Genomic DNA, 19,032 nt, shown 5'->3' with positions numbered 1-19,032 from the left:
GTTGTCGGTTATGCGTGAGCCCAAGACGGAGCCGTAGTCGGTCCCGCATCAAGGAAGAACCCAAACTGGATGTTCATCATGCCAACCGGCTCCAGAAAGCGGCTGTTGCGTAGACCGCCAGCATCAACGCCGATAAAGCCGAGCCTTTTTGCCAGTTCGTGAACGACGGATTTCGCATCCGGATCATCGCCGGCGATGAAGACTTGAAGGCTCCGGCCTTCCCGCGCGTCCGGAGAAACCAACTGGGCAAAGATGGTGTTGAATGCCTTGACGACCCGAGCTTTGGGTGCAGTAGCCTGGATTTGCTCTGCTGCCGACGTGGTAAGTCCAACTACCAAGTTCTGGAAGTCGTCATTTACGGGGTTGCTCACATCGATGAGCACCTTGTCGTTCAAGCCTTTCGTTTCAGCGACTACGTCGACGATGGCTTGGTAGGGTAGCGCCATAATCGCGACGCTGGCTGTCCCGAGTGCCTTCTCAATAGTGGTCCCTTGCGCTTGGTCGCCAATCTCTTGAGCTAGCGCAGTAGCCTTTTCCTGATGACGGTCGCCGATGATGACTTCAATTTGTGCTTTAGCGAGCGCGTTGGCGTAAGCCGCGCCGATCTTGCCCGTTCCGATGACTGCGATTTTCATGGACAACCTCTTAAGTAGAGTCGATGAGTTCTCATGGTAGATTCAGGCAGTTTTCGGAAAAATGGCTAGAATTAGTCTTCACTAGAAAGTGTGAGTTTCAAATGGACCGCCTCACTGGCATGGCCGTGTTTGTGAAGGCAGTTGATCTTGGCTCCTTCAGTGCGGCTGCCGAAGCGTTGCAGATGTCGTCTCAGTTGGTCGGACGACATATCCAGCAAATTGAGCAGCGTTTGGGGGTGCGACTGCTAAACAGGACGACGCGACGCCAAAGTGTCACTGACTTTGGTCGAACATTCTACGAACGTGCGCGGCTTATCCTGGCCGAGGTTGAGGCTGCAGAGAGTTTGGCTGAAGCAACTCGAGCAGTCCCCACGGGGCGTCTACGAGTTAACGCACCTGTTAGCTTTGGAATGCACACTTTGGCACCGCAGTTGCCTGCATTCATGAAGCGAAATCACCTAGTGGAAGTCGACCTGAGGCTGAGTAATCGAGCAGTCGACCTCACGGAGGAGGGTTTTGACGTTGTTTTTCGCGTTGGCGAACTGTCAGACAGTGGGCTCATCGCGAGGCCGCTGGCACCTTACCGCTTGGTATTGTGCGCTGCACCTGGCTACTTGGAGGGCCGACCTCCTCTAACAACGCCAAACGATTTGCAGTTTCACGAATGCTTGGGCTTTGCCCACACCGAACTGCGCACGCATTGGGCTTTCGACGGCCCTGATGGTCGAGTCACTGTCCCTGTCTCCGGCCGTCTCGTGGTAGATCATGACGAACCTTTGATGTGCGCGGCTTTGGCAGGCATGGGGATTGTTTTACAGCCCTTGGAAGTGGTAAGGGCTGCACTTACCGACGGACGGCTTGTTCGACTTCTCCCGTCCTACGATGCACCTTCGCGGCCAATGCATGTCTTGTACGCTCCCGACCGACGAATGACGCCCAAGCTCAAGAGCTTCTTGGACTTTGCCTTGGAAGTTTTCGGGCCGGCTTCGACGCAGAGCGGCGCCGTTTGACAGCGTTCCCATCGCAAACGACCTTGGCTCCACCATTGCGAACATGTCCGCCTAAGACCTCCACCGGCTAGCGCTTCCTCAGCTCCAAACTTCACGCCTGTCCGATAATCGGCCATTTCTGATGCAACTTCACTAGTGAAATATTGACGTCATATGTGAAAGAGCGATACGGTTAGTCTGCTTGCCACATCGTGCCGCTGGATGACCGCAAAGGTGTATCGGTTGCTTTCGGTACAAGGTCGTTAATCCCTTTTTGAAGTGAGCTCCTACATGATTGTCGAAATCGCCGATCTGCGTATTCACGCCGGCCAGAACTCCAACTTTGAAACTGCTGTTCGCATGGCGCTTGAAACAATCCTGTCCAAGTCCTCTGGGTTTCGGCGTTACACGCTCGAGCGAAGCATTGAGTCAACTGAACGCTACGTTTTACTGATTGAGTGGGATAGCGTTGAGGCACATACAAAAGGATTCCGCGAATCTCCGGCGTTCGAGAAATGGCGTGAAGTAGTTGGCCCATTTTTCGCCATTCCGCCATTCGTCGAACATTTCAAGAATGTTGCGTTCACGGAATAACAGCAGCCACTGTTTTTCGCTCCATCTGTCTTTCGACCCGATAGTGAGATATGAAAGTCTTTATTACAGGTGCATCTGGGTACATTGGAGGCTCTGTCGCCGTTCATTTGCTTTCTGAGGGGCATACGGTGCGAGGGCTGGTCCGTAGCCGAGAAAAAGCAGATGATCTTATGCAATTGGGAGTCGAACCCGTATTCGGCGACCTGGATGACAGCGCCCTCCTGGAGAATGAAGCGCGTCAATCAGATGCTGTGATCAACGCGGCGAGCAGTGATCACCGGGAAGCGGTGGAGGCGTTGATTCGAGGGTTGGCGGGAAGCGAAAAGCCGCTCATCCACACGAGCGGAACGAGTCTCATCGGCGAGCCCGCAGCCGGCGACAATGCCGGAACGCGAATCTTTACTGAGGATACGCCATTGGTCGTTGGGCCGGACAAACAGGCCCGGTTTGCCATCGATACGCTGGTTCGCGAGGCGTCTGGTGTCCGAGGAATCGTACTCTGTAACAGTCTTATCTATGGAGAAGGAACCGGTCTTCAACGACACAGCGTACAAATTCCGCCATTGGTAAAGTACGCGCTGGATCATCGCTCCGTCCGCGTTGTCGGAAGTGGACTGAATCGGTGGTCGACCGTGCATATTGCGGACGTGACCGACCTGTATTCTTTGGCTTTGTCTGCTGCACCGGCCAATGCCTTCTATTTCGTCGAGAACGGGGATGCGAGCTTCGGTGACATCGCAGATGCACTATCGAGGCGACTGAAGCTGCCCAGAGGCGAGGGCTTGTCTGAGAAAGAAGCGGTGCAGATCTGGGGTTATAACCGTGCACGCTACTCGTTGGGTGGAAATAGCAGAGTCAAAGGCGTTCGCGCTCGGGCCGAGTTGGGTTGGCGGCCAAAGTTCAGTTCGGTTGTCGACTGGATCGAGCAAGAGATGCTCGTTTAACGGACGCTTTCCACAGCCCGTATGGGGCGTCGCGTTGGCAACTCGCAGATTGTGGAGGCATACCTCAAGACTCCTTCCCTGGCTGCCCGACTGCGAAGCGGCCAATATCTTGGCGAAGATAGGTAGAGAAAGAGACGAAACTCGATCACCGAAAGGCGGTTGTTCAAGATTCCCTCAGTCTAGGATTTCTTAAAGGAAAAAAAGATTCATATCCTCCCGGAAACATATGAAAATAAAGGGAGGATATCTTTCCTTTGATATCGTTAGGAGCGACTCACTCGTCATGAAAAGAACGAGGGGGTTTTTAATTTCGTTCAGTCACCACATCATCGTTACGCGTGAAACCCCTGAGGTGTCTTACATGCTTCGGCGAACCAGGAAGTCCGCGACTGACAAAAATCCAAATACGTTCGGACGATGGCAGAGGGATGCCGGTGAGATGGGTAGAGCAGGCTGACCTGTTGCTCGGGAAATGGGTGCGTTGGAAGCAACGGGACCAGTTGCCCTGCACGAATGCATTGCGCAGCGAGAAATGGTGGCAGTTCGGTAACGACCTCGGCCGCTATCGCGCAGTGACGCAAGTGGGCGTAGTCGTTCGCGGATAGCACCGCGTCGGGTTGAATATCATGCTCGCCCAATCGCCAGCGGCCATTCGAAATGCCGCCGAATCCCCAGATCGCGCAAGGGTACCGATGCAGGTCGTCCGGGCTTTTTGGCGTACCGAGCTTGGCGACCAGTTTCGGACTTGCGACTAGAACGTGCCGGTACGAGAGCATGCGCCTGGCCACGAGAGCGTCGTGGGCAATAGATCCTACTCGTAGCGCCACATCGATGCCGTCTTCAATCAGATCAACGCGACGTTCCGTTGTATACACATGCAGTCGAACATTTGGGTAGTGCTGTTGGAATATAGATAGCACTTCCCACCACGGTTCAAACGTCTGCGGCAGCGACAGCCGCAGACGCCCCTTCAGGAGCGCCTGGTCGCTAACCACGGCTTGCTCACCTTCAACCAGCAGTTCGATGCCGCGGTTGGCGTGTTCGTAGAGCCGAATCCCGGCTTCAGTGAGTTTCGTACCTCGCGCAGACCGCTCGAGTAATTGAACACTAAGCTGCCTTTCAAGTTCGCGAACGCGCCGACTGAGCGTTGGGAGGGGAATGTTGAGCCGCTCGGCCGCCGACGAAAGGCTACCAGCTTGCACCACGGTGACAAACATTTGAACGGCGTTGAGATCCATACTCGCTTAATTCTCATTTATGAAAGGGATGCTTTCATTTTTGGTCATTCTCTTCCATTTGTGAGGGCATAACAATATCGACCACCTATCTCGCGTGGCGGCTCGGTTCAATCAGCCAGGGGCAAGCTGTGTCGCCTCAGTCACGCGTGTTTCCCAAGTGATATCTGAAGAAGGAGTTCGATATGCCGAACATCTCCGAACTGATCAAAGCCCGCGTGTCGGCTAACAGCTACGACAAGACGCGACAACTGACGGACCAAGAGATCTCTGACCTCGTTGAACTGGCGACGCACGCCCCATCCGCGTTCAACTTGCAAAATTGGAAGTTCATCGCGGTACGCAGCGACGAGGCGAAGTCACGCCTGCTGCCGCTGGCATTTGGTCAACAGAAGATAATTGATGCCGCTGTCACGTTCATTGTCTGCGGTACGCTTCAACCGCATCTCACCCTGCCCACTGCACTGAAGCCGACTCTCGACGCAGGCATCATCAACGATGCAATCTACAACGGCTGGATTGGCGCGGCACAGAACATGTACGAGGACAACTCGGCGTTCCAGCGCGACGAGGCCATTCGCTCGGGCTCGTTGGCTGCAATGACCCTCATGTTGGCCGCGCAGGGCAAAGGGCTGGTGTCGGGACCGATGATCGGCTTCGACCCTGTCGCAGTCGCCAAGACTTTTGGACTCAAGGATACCGATGTGCCGGTAATGCTGGTCACAGTGGGACATCCAGGGCCGGCGAACTGGCCGAAGAAGCCGCGCAAAGCGGTGCCTGAAGTATTGGCCTTCGAATAACTGCTGGGCTATTTGGAAGGGCATTTCAATTCGTGCTTCAGGCCGAGTGAGTGTCCTTCTATCGCTCCGCAGCCCGCATTGAGAATCTGAGCACAAGGACGGGAGACAAGACATGAGCGACCGAGAAACTGCCGAGTCCAGCGAGCAGCCGGATATCAATTTGCTCCGGCGGGGAGCTCTGAAGAAGGTTGTAGGGGTTGCAGCAACTGCCATCGTATGCAGCAGTCTGGTTGTCCCAGTCATCGGTCGGGCGGAAGAGTCCCGGAAGTATAAGTACAAGCTGGCCATCTCCCTCCCTGACAAGCACCCGATACCAACCGCGCTGAAGGCTGCGTGTACTGACATTCTCCGTGAGTCAAACGGCCGCCTGGATATCCAAGTGCATGCAAATGGCCAGCTCGGCAGCGATACCGATACGATCTCTCAAGTCCGCTCTGGCGCAATCGACTTCGTCAGTACGGCCGGTCTCGTATGGGCAACCCTCGTCCCTGTCGCTTCAATCAATGGAACGGCATTCGCATTTCCCAACTATCAGACTATATGGAATGCGATGGATGGAGACCTCGGTAGCTATATTCGATCAGCTTTCGGGAAGGTGAATCTTGTTCCGCAAACCAAAATTTGGGACCACGGATTCCGCCATGTCAGGAGTAGTGGCAAGAGCATTGGCTCGCCCAACGACTTGCTTGGGATGAAGATTCGGGTGCCAGTCAGTCCAATGTTGACTTCGTTGTTTAAGTCACTCGGCGCTGCACCGACCAACATCAACTACGCTGAGTTGTACACGGCCTTGCAAACCAAGATTGTCGATGGGCAAGAGAATCCTCTCTCGCTGATCGAAATGGCCAAGCTCTATGAGGTTCAAAAGAGTTGCTCTTTGACGTCGCATGCATGGGATGGTTTCTGGCTCTGCGCGAATAAGCGCTCATGGGACGCGTTGCCAGATGATCTAAGGCAGGTGGCCTCTCGAAATTTCGACGCCCACGCTATGAAGGAACGCAGGGTAAATGCAGAGGTCAACGACTCGTTGGTTGAATCGCTCAAGTTGAGAGGAATGACATTCAATAGTGTGGACGGAAGACCGTTCCGGGCGGCGCTGCAGAAATCCGGCTACTACGCTGAATGGAAGAAAAGATTCGGGCAGGAAGCTTGGGCGTTGCTTGAAAAGTACTCGGGCGGCTTAGCCTGAGGGCGGCTTTCCAATCGGAGGAAACTGGCAAGAGCTGACTCCTTGCGTTACCTCATGGTTCGGATATGCCGGGCGCCGCATGCGTGGCACTCCCCCTTGCTGCTTTCAGGGACGACGCCTTTTGAACAGGTTGAGGCCGATCTGAAAAGAGGGGATGACCACCAAACAATAATTACAGAACAAAGGAGCAGACATGAGTGCCAAAGTTTTCGACGCCAAGGAAGTGCAGGACCTGCTCAAGGCCGCCGCCAATCTGGGGAGCCAAGATGGCAACGCGCGTACCAAGCAGATCACGCATCGTTTGCTGAGCGACCTCTTCAAGGCCATTGACGACTTAGACATGACCCCTGACGAGATTTGGGCCGGCGTGAACTACTTCAACAAGCTTGGCCAGGATGGCGAGGCGGCGCTTCTGGCCGCCGGCCTAGGTCTCGAAAAATATCTCGACATTCGCATGGATGCCGCGGACCGTGAAGCCGACATCCACGGTGGCACCCCGCGCACCATTGAAGGCCCGCTGTATGTTGCGGGCGCCCCGGTGCGTGAGGGCGTATCCAGGATTGACATCAATGCCGACGATGCTGCGGGCCCCCTCGTCATCCGTGGCACCGTCACCGGACCAGACGGCAAGCCTGTGGCTGATGCAGTGGTCGAATGCTGGCACGCCAACTCCAAGGGCTTCTACTCGCACTTCGACCCGACCGGTGCCCAGGACGATTTCAACCTTCGCGGCGCGGTAAAGACCGGCGCCGACGGTAAATACGAGTTCCGCACGCTGATGCCGGTCGGCTATGGTTGTCCCCCGCAAGGCGCGACGCAACAACTGCTCGACGCCATGGCCCGCCACGGCAATCGGCCTGCGCACGTGCACTTCTTCGTGACGAGCGACAAGACCCGCAAGCTCACGACGCAAATCAACATCGAAGGCGATCCGCTAATCTGGGACGATTTTGCTTATGCCACCCGCGAAGAACTGGTTCCACACGTCGTCGAAAAGACAGGCGGCGCTGCGCTCGGGCTGAAAGACGACGCGTTCAAGGAAATCGAGTTTAACTTCGAGTTGACACCGCTGGTACAAGGAAAGGACAACCAAGTGGTGAATCGCCTGCGCGCGTCCGTCACAGCGTAAGGTTTCATGTATGGCGGCCACGAAGGATGAACGGCCTACGAATTGACGACATGCGACACCGCGAAATTTCTAAGTCGCGGCAGTTTTCAGCAGCCAAAGCCCGCTCGGTTCGTGAGCGGGCTTGTTTGCATATACTTATCGCCGTCAATTCTGGAGCTGGAACACGAAAAGTCCTTCGGAGACTATCCTCCTGCTGCTTGCCCGGGCGGCGACACTTCTTCGAACTCCGACTTCGTGACATTCGGAACCTCGATACAGCTCCCGAGTTTCGGCAGTCAGGTGGTTGGAGATTACGACCGGAATGCCTCTAGCCGCCGTGGCGCGAGCCAAATCTGCCAACTCTTGTTGACGTTCTCGAGGGAAGCCCTCTGCCGTGTATTTCGTAAAAGACGGCGCATCCGCTAGGTCCACATACGGTGGGTCGCAGTAGATGACGTCGCCAAGCACCGCAAGCTTGAACGCATCCGTGAAATCTCCTTGCACGATGACCGCCTTGCTTCGCGCACGTTCGCTGAACGCCCGAATGCTGTCTTCTGGTAGCGCTGGCGCCCGAGCGGACCGATTCCACGGCACATTGAAGTTGCCCTTTGCGGAGTACCGCGACAGCCCGTTGAAGCAGAACTTGTTCAGGTACAGAAAGTATGCTGCCCGCACGTCGGCCGGCGTTGCTCGATTGAAGGCATCGCGGACATGTAAGTAAATATCCTGGTTGGCCGCGTACTCGGAAAACAGCGGGCGTGCCAGCTCGATAATCCTTTCGGGACGCTCGACCATCTGTTTGTTCATGCCGATGAGGTCATTATGCGCATCGAGTAGCAGGTAGCTCGGGAAATCTGTTCCCAAGAACACACTGGCACCGCCGAGGAAAGGCTCAATGAGACGGTTGCCTGCAGGCAGCAAGTCTCTGAGCATGGGCAGCAGCTGGGTCTTGCCGCCAGGCCACTTCAAAATCGGCCCAGCCTGAGCTGGGATATTGGAGGAGAGGAGGGTGCCAGCTTCTGCGGCTTGGAGTTGAGGATGTTTTTGCATCCTCAGTATAGGTGCGCGCGGGTGGTGATGACGCGCATGAAGACATCGCTGGTGCGCAATTGGCAGCCAGGACGGTGCGATGCTGAATCAGCGGAACGCCTACATCGGGGCTCAGTGCTGAGGCCTTACATTGGAGACGGCGCGCGTGTCCAGAATCGTGCCTTTCTTCACCTCCGAGGTTTTGAGCAAATGCCCGTCATCGCTATGTGACGGGCTTCTTTTTTGCTGAAGTCTGAGTTCAGGAAAGTTCAGCATGTATCAGACAAACTCTGACATCGCGCTTGGGTCCGAATCCTTATTCTTTGCTTCGGGATATTGACCCGTCCCGACACCCCTAGCCCGCCAGTTCTCTGGCGGGTTTTTTTTGGACGCATCGTAGATGCGAAGACGTAGCCATCCTCCTCGCTGGGGCACGTGGCTGCGCAACGAAGGAATGTCCCCACTATTGGGGATATACAGTTTGCGGGAGCTTGCGATAGGGTCGGTGCCCTGATGGAAAAGCCTGTCGGCATTTCATCGATGTAGGCAAGTAGAGCAGCATCGGAACGCGCGCTGCGCAGCGTTCACGTTTTCGGGAACTCAAAAACACTAAAAGAAAGGGGGGGAAGGGATGAGCTTGAGCCGAGCCAAGGAAATGGGTCGCGTGGGTGCCGTAGTAGGGGCAGCATGGCTGTTGGCTTCTTGCGGGGGAGACCATAGCGATACGCCTCAACCTGCCGCATCGCAGCCAGGTGGCGCAGCGGTGCCAGCAACTCCTGCCGCGGTTACGCATGTAGTCGGAGGAACTATCAGCGGCCTCAGCGGCAGCATGGTGCTTCAGAACAATGCTGGTGATGACCTGAAGGTGTTGGCGGACGGCAGATTTGTCTTTGCCTCTCCCGTCGCAGACGGCTCTTCCTATGCTGTCACTGTCCGTACACAGCCTTTTTGGCAGTTCTGTTCTGTTACTCAAGGTAGTGGCAAGGCTTCAGCAGCCGTCACGGACGTCGCGGTGGCTTGTTCCGCCGCCGCTGCGAAGGTGTCGACGCTAGCTGGCTCGGGCGCGGCAGGCTCAGCCAATGGGAGCGGGAGCCTGGCAACCTTGTCCCTGCCGTACGGGATCGTCATCACCAAAGACCGAAACCTATTTGTGTCGGATGTGCAGACCGGTCTCCTGCGAAAAATCTCGTCTTCGGGGGATGTGTCGACGGTCGCAGGTGGCGGTTCATTTGTCGGCCCAGTGGACGGTATTGGGGCCGCGGCGTACTTTGACGGTCTGGGTGGTATCGCTCTCGACGGGTCAGGGAACGTCTACGCAACTGAGCTGAGCGGCAATCGCATACGCAAGATTACCCCGGTAGGCGATGTGACCACGATTGCCGGCAATGGGGCAAGAAGCGCGGTAGATGGCAATGGTATAGCTGCATCATTCGCGGGTCCGGCCGGGATTGCGCTGGATGAGTCCGGCAATCTCTATGTGTCCGAATACTACAGCCACGTTTTCCGCAAGATCACGCCTGGCCTGGATGTGTCAACGCTGGCTGGCACAGTCAACTTGCCGGGCTTTGCCGATGGAACGGGAACGGCAGCGCTGTTCAACGGGCTCTACAGCATTGCCATGGATGGCCAGGGCAGCATCTATGCGGCTGATAGCCGAAACAACCGCATCCGTAAGCTGACATCGGGAGGGGTGGCGACAACGCTCGCTGGTTCTGGTGCGAACGGTGCGTTGGATGGCCCGGGGAACACGGCATCGTTCAATTCGCCGGGTGGCGTGACTGTAGGTGTCGATGGGAACATCTACGTGGCGGATACGGGCAATAATTTGATCCGCAAGGTTACGCCGGCCGGCGTTGTTTCCACACTTGCCGGGCAGGCGGGCGCTACTGGCGCACAGAATGGGATCGGCTCTGCAGCGAGGTTCAAGCAGCCTTACGGTGTCGCCATGGACAAGGATGGCACGCTATATGTGGCCGACACCTTCAATAATTTGGTCAGGAAGATCGTGCCAGTGCCGGCGCCGTGAACTTTATGATGCTTTCGACCGAGATGGACGACCAGAGGGAGCCGCTGTAGCGGATTCCTGCATGCAAGATGTCGGATCCTTTCACTATCCATATCCTGGATAGTTCCGATAGACGGGCTATCTTCGCCCGCGTGCTGGTCGTCTCAACCTTCCCCCACAGAGACCAGTTTTTCCCTATCGCTGCCGTGCCTAGCCGACCAATAACGAGCGCCACAACGATGCACACCGTCAGGCCGCCTCCGTGCGATCAGCGCTGCGAGTAACGCTACGCCACCTTGAAGTGCTCAACGGATTGACCGGCGTTGACCGCGCGCTGGAGCCATTCTGGAAGTGCGCCTTCGCCATTCCAGGAGTGGCCAACGGCATCTTTGTACTGGGCACGCACTTCTACCTTCGGTTCCACGAACTGCTCCCCGAAACAACCCGCTGAAACCAGGTCGTCTGCGGTGATGCCATGCCTGGCCATTTGCGATTTCACCCAAAGAATGGCCGCAGCTCGCTCGCGAAGCGTTTGAGCCTCGGAATTGTGAAGAATCGAGAGTTGCGCTGGATTGTGGAAGCTGGCCATTTGGGTGTGCAAGTTTGGCGCCTTCTTGAGACGGTCGTCAGGGCGTGGACCGAGGGAGGGCAGTGAAACCGGGTGGTAAGCCGACAGCGCGGTGAATGTTGGTCGCGTCTCAAGGGTCATGCCTGCCGCCGTTCGCGCCAGTGTATTCTAACTGGGTTGCCAATCCACGGAGGCGGGATGGTCTACCCAATTGAGCCCAAGATTGCTCACGTCGAGGGCGACGTGGCAGTTCAGTTCGACTACCTAATTGCAGGACGCAGCCAAACGTTCGTAGTCACACGGCAAGCGCTTGAGGACCACTTCGGTCTCGAGCCAACAGGGGTGTCCCCGCAGCAACGAGATGTGGCAATTGCCGAAGCGTTTCGGAAGGGATGGGAACGCATTCGCAACGTGGCTGCGCGCATTCAGCGCACATCGATTGGCGGCCACCACTACGTCGTGCTACGCGCTGAAGATTTCTAGGTTCAACGAACGGACGCTGACGATCTGCACACGTTTATGGACGGGCCCATCGCCGCATGTGATGGGCTTCTTTTTCTCGCGTCACGATGACACGCCAGTGCATGCGGAAAAGAGGCGAGCAGTACGATAGTACCGCCCGCCCATAGAAGTACTGGAGCGGGGTTCGCAGCCAGACTTGGAGTAACGGTTACCGGAAGCCAGTCTTAACCCAAGAGGCGATGTCCGGAATGCTCACCTTTGCGCGCAGTTTATTCACGCCAGATGCAACTGGTTGCAGTGCCCCGCTTGCTGCTCTCGTCAGGATTCCAGGCAGCCGGCAGGTCTAGTGGCCTCGGGTTCAGAGCTTCCGTCACTTCTAGCCTTCTGCTCCCAGCGCGGTGCTGGGCAGCCAAGCGTAGACCGGTCGATATCGCTCACGTCTTCAAGCTCTGCTGCCGGTGGTTGCACAACCTGAAGGTAGATGCCACGAGACAAAACTGCAGCTGCCACGATGATGATCGCGACAAAGAAAGCCTGAGCGAGAAGTCGAATCCAGCGATGGAGCATATCGGTGTATGAGTCCTATGCTTGGACTCGAGGCAAGCATACACAAGGTGGTTTGATGCCGCTGCCACCCCGTTGCAGGGAAGTCACATCGCAAACAATCGTTTCGCGCTGGCCGAGTTCAAGTCGAACCTTCGTCGTAGTAGCCGAGCAACGTGAACATGCCAGCGAACGAATGCTGGCAACTCTCACACACATATTCCTGATGGATGGTAGTTGCGCCTACCCCGCAAGCGCCGAGAGTGATATCTGTCGATTCGCAGGCCGGACATAGCGTGATGCCAGTGGCAACCACCCGTTCGCGCCAGTCTTCATGCGTCATCATCATTTCGCTCCTCGACGATGCTTTCCGTGCAGTGAAGCGCGTCGTCCTGGCTGCCCGTGACTTACTGCAAATTGTCAGCTTTCACCGGCTCGACCCGGTACACCGACCAAAAGTAGTGGGAGTGCTGGTGGCGTTTGGCCTGTTTCTTCTCAGCGAAGAACCGTACTCGGCCATCCGGACCCGCGTCCATATCGACCTCCAAGTGCTCCTCAGAGGAGGTTGCTGCGGGAGGAAGCGCAAGGATGGCAGCAGATACGTACTGACCTTGAATACGCCCGAGAATCCCATTAGCTCCCGGGGCCGCAGGTTGATTCGATGTTGCTCCCGGCATATGGCATTTCGTAGCCAGACGGTTGTTCCCCATGTTGTCCTTCTCCCACGGCATTGGCCGTCGCGACTGTTCATACGTTTCAAGTGCGGCCAGGCCCTACGCAAACGCCTTGTTTATTCCGTGTGATGACAGGCAGGTGGCCATACGATCGCAATCGAGCCACGGCCTGCCGGGCCGATGTGGCGGCTTCCAAATCGACCAAGGCAGCCGAATCTATGCCGAACGAACCGCACCTTGGGCATGTGTATCGGTATCCCCCAAGCACGGACGACCGGATTCGCTCTGCGGCAGCGCTACACAACGGGCAGTTTGCTGGTTCTGGAAGCATGGTCGAAGCCAAAGGCACTGTATATTTATACAGTATATACGACCGGCCGCAAAAAAGAAGCAGGCGGCAATGGACGTGCGCCGGCTCGGACTGTCAGCGTGGGCTTCATCACGACGCGACTTATCGTCGCGCACTCTATGAGTAACGTAACCAACACTTCGAGAGGTGGATGCAGAAACCTGAGCTAGTCCCATTCCTCTGCGGTCACCAGCTCGACAAGGACGATGCCTTCACCTTCCATCTGATGCAGCTTCCGGTAGCACCACGGGCACGGCGCCCAATCGCGCAGCGTCGTGCCGCCCAGGTCGTAGGGAATCTCGCGAACTCGGGCCGGCACTCCACACTCGCATACAACGATTCTGGTGAGTTCCATCGTGTCTCCTTGTCGTCGTCGAATTTCAGCACTGGGCGGGTTTGGACTCCATGGATGAGGAGGGCAACCAGGGCGTCATGCTGTAACCGCGCATCACGACGGCATTGGCCAACGACCGAGGAATCGTATTCGGAAAGTCTGGCTGCAGGTGAAGCCTTCGGATTGGCTGACACTGCGATTGCAGAAGAGTTGCTTGCCGCAAACGTCTATGCACTGCAACAGCAGGCGTAGAGGCTACAGGGGTATGAGCAGGCAGCCTGTATTATAGAGTCAGCGGTTTCTCGTCTCGGCATTCCGCAATCGCAAGAGGAAATATGGATGTCGTTGAGTACAAGAAGCTCGTTCCCCAAGAGAACGGCAATCAGCTATGGTTTCAGCGAGCGCAATGGATTCTCAAGGCGATCATCTCGGGGGGAATCGGTCTGAAGGTGGCCTATCTGAATGGCCTGGCCTACAACGAGGCCTACAGCAATGTTTTCAAACTGAAGGCGTTTCTGTTTGCGATCGGAGACAGAGACCTTTACGTAGGGGCGTACTCAGCTGCTGTGTTTGGCTTGTCAGGGTGGGTCGAGTATGCGACCCGCAGTTATATTCCACTGCTAATGCTCTGTGGCGGCACCACCCTCGCTTGGTTTGCGCCTTCGGTGTTGCGAAAGCTCTCTACCAAATTTAGATTTAACCCGCAGGTCTTGAACGATGCTAAGTGGGCCACTGGTGCGCTGAACTGGCTTGGTGCGAATGCCTTTGCAATAGGAGTCACGTTCTCCATCCCGTAGTTCTTGCTCTTAGCTCTCGTGTTCGTGCCGTACATAGGCAACTATGCTGGCAACAAAGCCGCCGAAGCGAAGGTGAAGAATTACGAAAGGGGTTGCAAGGCTGCCGCGGAGAAGCACGACTACTGTTACGTCCTGCTGGACAAGGGCGAAGAAGTGGCTCGGGGATTTCCGATCGCTCGTAGCGAGAAGACCATCGCGCTTTGGTGGAAGGGCGAAGTCAGAATAGAGGAAACAAACGGCCGGTCCTTGCGTTCTCTTACGCAGGAAGACTGATACGGATCAGCGGGGGCTGTCGCCTTGCGATATTCGTGGTTGCCTCTCGTAACTCGTAGGCAACGCGGGGTGACTGGCCAGTCCTAGTGCCACGGGATGCGCTGGCGAGACTGCGTTCCCGGTAGCCCTGGGCAACGCTCAATGCGCCCGCTACATTTTCCGTCTTCCCACCTTCGCCGACCTCGACCTTTCCAATCGCGCCGCAGCGGGACCGCTGCCTGCGGTCTTCCTTTCCTCTGTTACAAAAGAAATTTCCGACGAAAACACCTTGGCATTGAGGGGCGATTTCCGTCGGCCCATTCCTCCAGCACGTCGTCATTGAGCAATTTCGCAATATACCTCTCCGCAAGCCGTTCTGTCGGCGAGCTAGAACCGAGGTCAAAGACCTGCTCAATAACATCGTTTCGGAAGTCGGCTTCACGTTCGACACGCCAACTTCCAATGCTAGTTTCGCTGGAGTTTTCCATGGGTGTGCGCTTTTGCTGTTTCATTGCCATCTCGAACTTGGCCAGAACCCCTGACCGCCTTGGCTTTCACCATTCGCTGTTGGGGAAGCAGTGCTCCACGGTTGCAGTGGTCGCGCCGAGTTCGTATCCGCAGCTCGCAGAGGGTTTGCTCCCCGAGGCTGCCTACGAGTTCGAGCCGAGCAGCCGGGAGATGTTCTGCTACGACGACATCAATAATCCGTGGTTCTACAACTACTGCCGCAAGCTCACTGTTCTGATTGCTCCAGGGAAGCCGCTGCAAGGTCGCAGAACTCCTGCAGAATGGTTCAAAGCGGTGGCCGCTTTGGTCGAGGACGAAGAGAAGTATCCGGAGACCGGCGGACGCGGTCCATTCTAGGAGCTGTTCCGTTACGGCATGACCGGCGCGACGTTCGGTCCAGTGGCCTGCGCGAAGCTGGTCGCCGACTTCGATGCATGGGAGGAGGCCGTCAAATCGGTGGGTGAAGACAAGTTCTATGAGTATCACATGGAGCTTCGCCGGTGCTTTGCCCATGCAGGCGAGAGCGGCATGGTGGTCTTTCCATTCAGGTGGACTTTCTGGTTGGATGACCTTCCTCCCTATGGCGAGCCGGTGCTCGGCCTCGACCAGGAGGGTGAGCAGCTCATCTGATGTGGTAGTCGCAACGCCTCTTCTAACGGGCGTCCTCTGTGGCGCTCGTTTTTCTTTTCAGCAGAGGAGCGAGAGCCGGGCGTTGCTCGGTCTTCTCAGCGGCGAGCCGCGCGTATGGCCGGCGTGGACTGTGCGGGTGTCGCGACTTCCTTACCGCACACGTCTCAGGCAGCGGCGAGGATGTCCTACGCTAAGCCCTTCCGATCGCCAAAGGTAGCGTCTCGTCGGACGAACGTTGTGCTGACGACCTTACCGGCAGATGGCCGCGCTTCTTGTCGCCTTCCAAAAAATCTCGTCTCCATCGCGATTTGCAGAATCTTCTTCATCCGGAATCTCATCAGCATGTCGTTGCGTCAGCGTATTAGAACTTCAATGAAGTCGCGCTGGCTTTCGCGAAAGCCTCCAGCATTGCCGTAAAGGGAAGAATTCTGCCTCTTATGAAGCTAAATCCTCGCAAGGTACGCATTCTTGCCGCTTGATGCTTACCCATCATCTCATTTGAGACTAGGTCGATTTGCCATAGCCGAAAGCCGCACTGAATTTTTCGCAAACTAGTGCAAGATAAGCGGCCTTATTTTGTACTCTAAGAAAACCGACGCCAAAGGCCGACTACGCGAGGACTACGAATTGGGATCCTTTCGAACTCGTCGGGCCGATGCTTTCACGGGCCCTACGGCAGTAGGTGTGCTGAGCAGCTCACGTCCCTCTGCGAGGCTAGAAGATAGAAAGGCGGACACGACGTTGTCCAGTGTTATTTTTTGCGCGGCGGTCAGCTTTTCGTAGTCCTCAAGACTTGCGCTGAAAGGCCACGTTTGGCGGTTTGATTCTGATTGGCTTCCACCGACAACACCGTAACCGGGGTCGAGCGCGTAGGCAGCCCGCTTGTTTCCCCTGCCCGTGGCCAGCCACCACGGATTCACCCGTAGCAGCTCTGCTGTGGCAAGCAGGTTGCTACCCTCCATCTTCTTCGTGCGCCCAGTTTGCCAGTCAACGATCGACGCGCTCTTTATCCCGCAGGCGCGAGCGATTTCCACGGCCTTCACCTCAGGCATTTCGGACATGGCTTCTTTAAGCCGGTCAGCAAGCGTATTCATTAGGAAATCCTAACAGGATCATCGTTAGGAATGCCTTGACTTTATAATAAGGAATTCCTAAAATTAGGCATGGCTACAGCTACCGAACTTATCGATCTTCTCGGCGGGACCAGTGCAGTGGCGAAACTGTTGGGCATCAAAGCGCCCTCGGTTAGTGACTGGCGTAAGACCGGAATCCCGCGGAGCAGAGTCACCGAACTGGCTTTTGCCACTGGCAGGGCGCCAACTTCGCTCGACGATCTTTCGCCGGATAGATGGCACGTCCTGTGGCCAGAGCTTGGCGCTGCCAACGCATCGGCTGAGGCCTAGTTGCCTGTATGGCTGTATCCGACCGGCGAGTCAGCAGAAGTTATATGAACTTCAGTAGCGCCCTCGCACGGGAGGACTGCGAAGGCGCTATCGAAAGCGATGTTGTCGCAGTGGAGAACTCCCCGCGATGCACCCTGAAATTGACCTTTTAGGAGGAAGTGAACATGAACGAGTTGATTACAAACGATCAACGTGAGCAACTGCTGGCCAATGGGAAGATGAGCGCCGCCGGTCGGACCATCGACCCTGTGCCCGTGGTTCGGATGTTCACCCCAGATGCGCACGTGACGTGGTTGCTGGCCACGCTCGACCCGAGCGATGGCGATACGGCCTGGGGTCTGATCGACCTCGGCATCGGCATGCCCGAACTGGGGACGATCAAGCTGTCCGATCTGGCTGCAATTGTCGGGCCGCGAAAACGCCCCGTTCTGCGCGACCTGTACTTTCGCGCCACGCGACCCCTGTCGGAATACGTACGATTGGCGCAACTCGACGGCTCGATTCCCGATTGAATGACAGGATGACCACGCTGGCGACATTGTTCTTTTTGCCCTCAATCTAGACGCGGCTGTCTGGATCAACGACCTTGTGCTGAACCCGTCTCGCCGTGTCTACGCCTGCGCCCAGGTCAGGGCTACCTTATCGACAACCTGAGATCGCTGCATGACCGTACACATTTCGTTGGTACTCGGTCCGCATACAGACTTTTGTTGTCCACAGGCGATGAAAACACACTTAAGGAGGCAGGCCTTGCGGTTCACTAGCGAAACGTACACATCTGCAGCGGGAAGCTGCAACGAGGATATCGGCGGCGGCGTCAGTAATGCGGCTTGGATCCTGGACGGCGCTACCAGCCTGTCGCGCCGCACCGTGCTGGATGCCAATGGTCAGCGCATTTCCGATGCCGCCCACTTTGTTGCCACGCTCTCAGCCGCGTTTCATCGGGGTATGGGGCTTGGGCAGGATGTTGCCCAAGCGCTCGATAGCGCGCTGCAATCGGTCAGGCAGGACGAAGGCATACAGGGCTACCTCGCGGAGGACTTCGATGTGCCGTCGGCGAGCTTCGCGGCAGTCCAACTGACGGGGCAGTGTCTTCAAGTGGCAAACCTGGGCGACTGCACGATGTTGCTGCAGGCCGATAAAGGGGCGATCACGTCGTTCGGGGACTCTGCTGTCCGCCAGCTTGATGCCGCGTTGTTATCCAGCTATCTGGCGCTCAGGCAGACAGTCTTGGAGCGGGGCGCGGTCTGGGAGGCGCTGGTGCCTTTGATTCGTGAGAATCGCGCGAGGATGAATACACCTGGCGGCTACTGGATCCTCGAGCCCAGAGGGCACGGATTGTCCGGACTGCAGCGGATGGCGATGAGGTTCAGCACTAAGGTTCGCGGTCTTCTCGTGACGGATGGGCTTTACCGGATTGTGGATACCTATCACCTGATGAGTAGGGAAGAGTTCTTTGAGGAAGCGTTCAGTGTCTCTGGCTTGGAGCGGTTGGTCAGCAATACCCGGGATGCCGAGGCGCTGGATAGTAAGGAGACCCGTTGGCCTCGCGTGAAGGCCAGGGACGACGCCACCATCGTAAAGTTTGAAATTCAATGAACATTCCAAGTGACGCAAACGCGAAAAGATTCCCGATCTCCGTCAAAGGCGTAATGCTTGTCGGCGCGCAGGTCATCCTGCTGAAAAACGAGCGGGACGAATGGGAGTTGCCTGGTGGGAAACTGGAACCGGGCGAAGATATTCTGGAGTGCCTCGCCCGTGAAATAGACGAGGAACTGAGTGTAGCCGCCCGAATCGGCGACCTTCTGGATGCATGGGTCTACCCGATTCACTCTGTTGAGGTGGTGATATTGACCTACGAATGCCACATCAGCGCGGATGTGTCTCCGAAGATCAGCCATGAGCATAAGGAGTTGGGACGCTTCCCAATTGTAAGCGCCCGGTGAACCCGTCTTGAAGGGAAGCAGGAGAGCAAGGAGCATCGT

23 protein-coding genes are annotated in these 19,032 nt (G+C 56.5%); 16 read left to right on the top strand and 7 right to left on the bottom strand.

Features of this window, described 5'->3' with window-relative positions; all coding sequences use genetic code 11:
• Positions 1-8 precede the first annotated feature (8 nt).
• Positions 9-635 carry an NAD(P)-binding domain-containing protein gene (locus tag ACO550_RS19545; RefSeq protein ID WP_315593617.1) on the bottom strand — a complete coding sequence of 209 codons (627 nt, stop codon included), beginning with the start codon at positions 633-635 and terminating at the stop codon, positions 9-11.
• A gap of 101 nt (positions 636-736) precedes the next feature.
• Here ACO550_RS19545 and ACO550_RS19540 point away from each other — a divergent pair, with 101 nt between their 5' ends.
• The 3 genes from ACO550_RS19540 to ACO550_RS19530 all read left to right on the top strand — a co-directional run bounded on the left by ACO550_RS19540 (position 737) and on the right by ACO550_RS19530 (position 3,162).
• Positions 737-1,645 carry a LysR substrate-binding domain-containing protein gene (locus ACO550_RS19540; RefSeq protein WP_315593616.1) on the top strand — a complete coding sequence of 303 codons (909 nt, stop codon included), beginning with the start codon at positions 737-739 and terminating at the stop codon, positions 1,643-1,645.
• 270 nt (positions 1,646-1,915) lie between these two features.
• Positions 1,916-2,218: an antibiotic biosynthesis monooxygenase gene (locus ACO550_RS19535; RefSeq protein ID WP_315593615.1), complete on the top strand. Its 303-nt coding sequence runs from the start codon at positions 1,916-1,918 to the stop codon at positions 2,216-2,218.
• Positions 2,219-2,268: 50 nt separating this feature from the next.
• Entirely contained in the window at positions 2,269-3,162 is an 894-nt protein-coding gene (locus tag ACO550_RS19530; protein WP_315593614.1) for an NAD-dependent epimerase/dehydratase family protein, read from the top strand.
• A 332-nt stretch (positions 3,163-3,494) separates the two neighbouring features.
• Here the strand turns inward: ACO550_RS19530 and ACO550_RS19525 are convergent, their stop codons facing one another.
• Positions 3,495-4,400, bottom strand: coding sequence for a LysR substrate-binding domain-containing protein (locus ACO550_RS19525; protein WP_315593613.1), 906 nt, complete (start codon positions 4,398-4,400; stop codon positions 3,495-3,497).
• A gap of 182 nt (positions 4,401-4,582) precedes the next feature.
• Here ACO550_RS19525 and ACO550_RS19520 point away from each other — a divergent pair, with 182 nt between their 5' ends.
• The 3 genes from ACO550_RS19520 to catA all read left to right on the top strand — a co-directional run bounded on the left by ACO550_RS19520 (position 4,583) and on the right by catA (position 7,515).
• Complete coding sequence (locus ACO550_RS19520; protein ID WP_315593612.1) at positions 4,583-5,197, top strand: nitroreductase family protein; 615 nt, start codon at positions 4,583-4,585, stop codon at positions 5,195-5,197.
• A gap of 112 nt (positions 5,198-5,309) precedes the next feature.
• Complete coding sequence (locus tag ACO550_RS19515) at positions 5,310-6,386, top strand: DctP family TRAP transporter solute-binding subunit (RefSeq protein ID WP_315593611.1); 1,077 nt, start codon at positions 5,310-5,312, stop codon at positions 6,384-6,386.
• A gap of 193 nt (positions 6,387-6,579) precedes the next feature.
• Positions 6,580-7,515 carry a catechol 1,2-dioxygenase gene (gene catA / locus ACO550_RS19510; protein ID WP_315593610.1) on the top strand — a complete coding sequence of 312 codons (936 nt, stop codon included), beginning with the start codon at positions 6,580-6,582 and terminating at the stop codon, positions 7,513-7,515.
• Positions 7,516-7,659: 144 nt separating this feature from the next.
• On the opposite strand, the gene ACO550_RS19505 is transcribed toward catA, so the two are convergent.
• Complete coding sequence (locus ACO550_RS19505) at positions 7,660-8,544, bottom strand: Dam family site-specific DNA-(adenine-N6)-methyltransferase (RefSeq protein ID WP_315593609.1); 885 nt, start codon at positions 8,542-8,544, stop codon at positions 7,660-7,662.
• An 808-nt stretch (positions 8,545-9,352) separates the two neighbouring features.
• On the opposite strand from ACO550_RS19505, the gene ACO550_RS19500 reads away from it, so the two are divergent.
• A complete protein-coding gene (locus ACO550_RS19500) occupies positions 9,353-10,549 on the top strand; it encodes an NHL repeat-containing protein (RefSeq protein ID WP_315593608.1) in 1,197 nt (398 codons plus the stop codon).
• 265 nt (positions 10,550-10,814) lie between these two features.
• Here ACO550_RS19500 and ACO550_RS19495 read toward each other — a convergent pair whose 3' ends face one another.
• Positions 10,815-11,237 (bottom strand): H-NS family nucleoid-associated regulatory protein, encoded by a 423-nt coding sequence (locus tag ACO550_RS19495; protein ID WP_315593607.1) that lies wholly within the window; start codon positions 11,235-11,237, stop codon positions 10,815-10,817.
• Positions 11,238-11,294: 57 nt separating this feature from the next.
• On the opposite strand from ACO550_RS19495, the gene ACO550_RS19490 reads away from it, so the two are divergent.
• Positions 11,295-11,579 carry a DUF1488 family protein gene (locus ACO550_RS19490; RefSeq protein ID WP_315593606.1) on the top strand — a complete coding sequence of 95 codons (285 nt, stop codon included), beginning with the start codon at positions 11,295-11,297 and terminating at the stop codon, positions 11,577-11,579.
• Positions 11,580-12,243: 664 nt separating this feature from the next.
• Here the strand turns inward: ACO550_RS19490 and ACO550_RS19485 are convergent.
• Together ACO550_RS19485 and ACO550_RS19480 are read right to left on the bottom strand one after the other, a co-directional pair.
• Positions 12,244-12,450: a hypothetical protein gene (locus tag ACO550_RS19485; RefSeq protein ID WP_315593605.1), complete on the bottom strand. Its 207-nt coding sequence runs from the start codon at positions 12,448-12,450 to the stop codon at positions 12,244-12,246.
• An 840-nt stretch (positions 12,451-13,290) separates the two neighbouring features.
• On the bottom strand, positions 13,291-13,479 hold the full coding sequence (locus ACO550_RS19480) for a hypothetical protein (RefSeq protein WP_315593604.1): 189 nt from the start codon (positions 13,477-13,479) through the stop codon (positions 13,291-13,293).
• 314 nt (positions 13,480-13,793) lie between these two features.
• Between ACO550_RS19480 and ACO550_RS19475 the strand changes: the two genes are divergently transcribed.
• The 4 genes from ACO550_RS19475 (at position 13,794) to ACO550_RS19460 (ending at position 15,644) form a co-directional block, all read left to right on the top strand.
• A complete protein-coding gene (locus ACO550_RS19475) occupies positions 13,794-14,255 on the top strand; it encodes a hypothetical protein (protein WP_315593603.1) in 462 nt (153 codons plus the stop codon).
• 18 nt (positions 14,256-14,273) lie between these two features.
• Positions 14,274-14,528, top strand: coding sequence for a hypothetical protein (locus ACO550_RS19470; protein WP_315593602.1), 255 nt, complete (start codon positions 14,274-14,276; stop codon positions 14,526-14,528).
• Between the two features lie 465 nt (positions 14,529-14,993).
• Complete coding sequence (locus ACO550_RS19465; protein ID WP_315593601.1) at positions 14,994-15,371, top strand: hypothetical protein; 378 nt, start codon at positions 14,994-14,996, stop codon at positions 15,369-15,371.
• An 18-nt stretch (positions 15,372-15,389) separates the two neighbouring features.
• Entirely contained in the window at positions 15,390-15,644 is a 255-nt protein-coding gene (locus tag ACO550_RS19460) for a hypothetical protein (protein WP_315593600.1), read from the top strand.
• Between the two features lie 620 nt (positions 15,645-16,264).
• Here the strand turns inward: ACO550_RS19460 and ACO550_RS19455 are convergent.
• Positions 16,265-16,738: a hypothetical protein gene (locus ACO550_RS19455; protein WP_315593599.1), complete on the bottom strand. Its 474-nt coding sequence runs from the start codon at positions 16,736-16,738 to the stop codon at positions 16,265-16,267.
• Positions 16,739-16,807: 69 nt separating this feature from the next.
• On the opposite strand from ACO550_RS19455, the gene ACO550_RS19450 reads away from it, so the two are divergent.
• The 4 genes from ACO550_RS19450 (at position 16,808) to ACO550_RS19435 (ending at position 18,993) form a co-directional block, all read left to right on the top strand.
• On the top strand, positions 16,808-17,047 hold the full coding sequence (locus tag ACO550_RS19450; RefSeq protein WP_315593598.1) for a Cro/CI family transcriptional regulator: 240 nt from the start codon (positions 16,808-16,810) through the stop codon (positions 17,045-17,047).
• A gap of 164 nt (positions 17,048-17,211) precedes the next feature.
• A complete protein-coding gene (locus tag ACO550_RS19445; protein ID WP_485994939.1) occupies positions 17,212-17,559 on the top strand; it encodes a DUF2958 domain-containing protein in 348 nt (115 codons plus the stop codon).
• Between the two features lie 151 nt (positions 17,560-17,710).
• Complete coding sequence (locus tag ACO550_RS19440; protein WP_315593596.1) at positions 17,711-18,646, top strand: hypothetical protein; 936 nt, start codon at positions 17,711-17,713, stop codon at positions 18,644-18,646.
• A complete protein-coding gene (locus ACO550_RS19435) occupies positions 18,643-18,993 on the top strand; it encodes an NUDIX domain-containing protein (RefSeq protein WP_315593595.1) in 351 nt (116 codons plus the stop codon). Before ACO550_RS19440 ends, ACO550_RS19435 begins: the two co-directional genes overlap by 4 nt.
• Positions 18,994-19,032 lie beyond the last annotated feature (39 nt).

Source organism: Cupriavidus sp. (assembly GCF_057315035.1).
This window is presented reverse-complemented; position numbering and strand designations above follow the sequence as displayed.